This window comes from Veillonella sp. (genome assembly GCF_019414865.1).
In the GTDB taxonomy this organism is placed as follows: Bacteria; Bacillota; Negativicutes; order Veillonellales; family Veillonellaceae; genus Veillonella.
Genome location: NZ_DXLG01000162.1, coordinates 1 through 2,820 on the forward strand (window position 1 = coordinate 1; position 2,820 = coordinate 2,820).

Below are 2,820 nucleotides of genomic sequence, written 5' to 3' on the forward strand. Positions count from 1 at the left end.
AGTATATACGTGAGTAAATTTAGGAGGTGTTAGCTTGTTACAAGATTTACTATCTGAGGATAATGTATCTTTTCATTATCCCGCAGAAACGTGGGAAGAGGTAATTCGTCACGGTGGTCAACTTATGGTTGATGCAGGTTTTACTGACCCATCTTATACAGAGGCTATGGTAGAGGTTGTACGTGAAATGGGGCCATATATTGTATTGGCACCAGGTCTTGCTATGCCACATGCTCGCCCGGAAAATGGGGCAAAACGTGTAGGTACTGCTTTAGTAACCTTAGAAAAACCATTAAACTTTGGTAGCCCTGATAACGATCCGGTTTCTGTTGCATTATTCTTATGTGCTCCTAACAAGGATGAACATATTCAATTGTTGACTGATATTGCTACGTTATTTGAAGATGACGAGTTTTTAGATGCAGCAGCTGATTTTGAAAGTATTGAAGATGTACAAGAATTCTTGGCAGAGCGTTTAGAAGATCAAGAATACGTTTAGGAGGAGGCAAGTATGATTTCTGTATTAACTGTATGCGGTAATGGCATTGGTTCTAGCTTGATGCTAAAAATGAAAATTGAAGAGATTTGTGCTGAAAATGGTATTGATGCACAAGTTGAATCTATTGATTTTAATGCCGCACAAGGCCGTAAAGCAGACCTTATTGTAACCGTAAAAGAGTTAGCGGAACAATTTGAAGATAAGAATGTCGCTATTGTTCGCAGCTATATCAATAAAAAGAAAATCACTGAAGATATTCTTGATGCATTGAAACAAGCAGCTCAATAAAATGTAACAACTATATATAGGAGGTAGTGCCATGGAAATGGTATTAGAGTTCTTACGCGATGTGCTGTCTCAACCAGCACTTTTGATTGGTATTATGTCATGTATAGGTTTAATTGCCTTGAAACGTCCGTTTCATAAGGTAATGACCGGTACATTAAAACCTATTCTTGGCTACTTGATGCTCGCAGCCGGTGCAGGTGTTATCGTTAATAACCTTGATCCACTAGGTAAGATGATTGAGCATGGCTTCCACATTACTGGCGTTGTACCAAACAACGAAGCTATCGTAGCTGTAGCGCAAAAGGTACTTGGTGTTGAAACGATGTCTATTCTCGTTGTAGGCTTATTGATGAACTTATGTATTGCTCGTTTCACCAAGTTCAAATATGTGTTCTTAACAGGTCATCATAGCTTGTTTATGGCATGTCTTATGTCTGCCGTACTTGGTACAGCAGGTTTATCTGGTATGGAACTCATCCTTGTAGGTGGTTTCTTGATGGGCGCTTGGTCTGCTATCTCTCCAGCAATCGGTCAAAGCTACACATCCAAAGTTACAGACGGTGATGAAATTGCTATCGGTCACTTTGGTAGCTTAGGTTACTATTTATCTGCTTGGGTTGCTAAATATGTAGGTAAAGCAGATGATAGTACCGAAGATATTGAAATTCCTGAAAAATGGGGCTTCTTACGTGACTCCACATTATCTACAGCATTGACTATGATCGTATTCTATTTGATTGCAGCCTTTGCAGCAGGTTCTGAGTTTGTAGCTACCTTATCTGGTGACATGAGCCCTTACTTATATGCGGTTATGAGTGCTATGAACTTTGCCGTAGGTGTAACAATCGTATATTCTGGTGTACGTATGATCTTAGGTGACTTGATTCCTGCTTTCCAAGGTATTGCTACAAAAATTATCCCTAATGCAATTCCAGCAGTAGACTGTGCAGTATTCTTTACATATGCTCCAACGGCTGTAGTATTGGGCTTCATTAGCTCCTTTATTGGCGGTATTATCGGCATGCTTATCCTTGGTGCTGTAGGTGGTGTATTGATTATTCCTGGTCTTGTACCTCATTTCTTCTGTGGTGCAACAGCAGGCATTTATGGTAATGCTACAGGCGGTCGTCGTGGTGCTGCAGTAGGTGCATTCCTTAATGGTTTGGCTATTACCTTCTTACCAGCATTGGCATTGCCAGTTCTTGGTCAATTAGGTTTCCAAAATACAACATTTGGTGATGCAGACTTTGCAGTAATGGGTCTTGTATTAGGTCATGCATTCGAATGGATCGGTATGGCTGGTATATATGGTATCGTAGCCATTGCAGCTCTTGTACTTATTATTCCAAACTTTATTAAAACAAAAGGTAAAGTTATTAACTACGTAGAAGAGGAGTAATGAAAACAACTGAGCAACATAGTAATGTGGTTGTGCGATATATATTCTTGACTATTGGAGCAATCAGTTTTGGTCTCGGTACAGCAGGTATCGTACTACCATTGTTGCCAACAGTTCCGCTTTATATGCTAACATTATTTTGTTTAGCCCGAGGATCTGAACGATTTCATAAGATGTTTTTGGAGTCTAGTTTATATCAAAAGACTGTTGGTGCTTATGAACGCGATAAAGCGTTGACATTGCGGACCAAGTTGTCCATTCTCGCTTCTGTTACTACCATAATGGCTATCGGCGCCTATTTTAGTCAAAATATGCCAGTTGCTCTTATCGTGATGGGTCTCGTATGGATTGGTCATGTAATAGCATTAGCCTTTATTGTAAAAACAAAAAAATAAAGAATTATCTCTGATAATTCTAAATATAGCCTTGTAAGTTAGACTGCATTGGTTTAACTTGCAAGGCTTATTTTATTGTAAAATCAATAATACATAGGTAGGCGGTGTAATGCATAGAGTCTAATGAACAAAGTCTTATATATTACTGAAAATATCTTATATGGATTACAAATAGGAAAAACTTATATTATTAAAGAAAAATGAATTATTACTATTTATAATTTGACAATGGATATCAA

At 38.4% G+C, this 2,820-nt stretch carries 4 protein-coding genes; all 4 read left to right on the top strand.

Features of this window, described 5'->3' with window-relative positions:
* The first annotated feature begins 34 nt into the window (after nt 1-34).
* The 4 genes from QZ334_RS07750 to QZ334_RS07765 are packed head-to-tail and all read left to right on the top strand — an operon-like array spanning nt 35 to nt 2,581.
* Nucleotides 35-499 carry a PTS sugar transporter subunit IIA gene (locus QZ334_RS07750; protein ID WP_024047885.1) on the top strand — a complete coding sequence of 155 codons (465 nt, stop codon included), beginning with the start codon at nt 35-37 and terminating at the stop codon, nt 497-499.
* A gap of 12 nt (nt 500-511) precedes the next feature.
* Nucleotides 512-787, top strand: a complete 276-nt coding sequence (locus QZ334_RS07755; protein WP_005385725.1) for a PTS sugar transporter subunit IIB — start codon at nt 512-514, stop codon at nt 785-787.
* Nucleotides 788-818: 31 nt separating this feature from the next.
* Nucleotides 819-2,186 carry a PTS ascorbate transporter subunit IIC gene (locus tag QZ334_RS07760; protein WP_119209426.1) on the top strand — a complete coding sequence of 456 codons (1,368 nt, stop codon included), beginning with the start codon at nt 819-821 and terminating at the stop codon, nt 2,184-2,186.
* A complete protein-coding gene (locus tag QZ334_RS07765) occupies nt 2,186-2,581 on the top strand; it encodes a YbaN family protein (RefSeq protein WP_295233390.1) in 396 nt (131 codons plus the stop codon). Before QZ334_RS07760 ends, QZ334_RS07765 begins: the two co-directional genes overlap by 1 nt.
* Nucleotides 2,582-2,820: the final 239 nt, after the last annotated feature.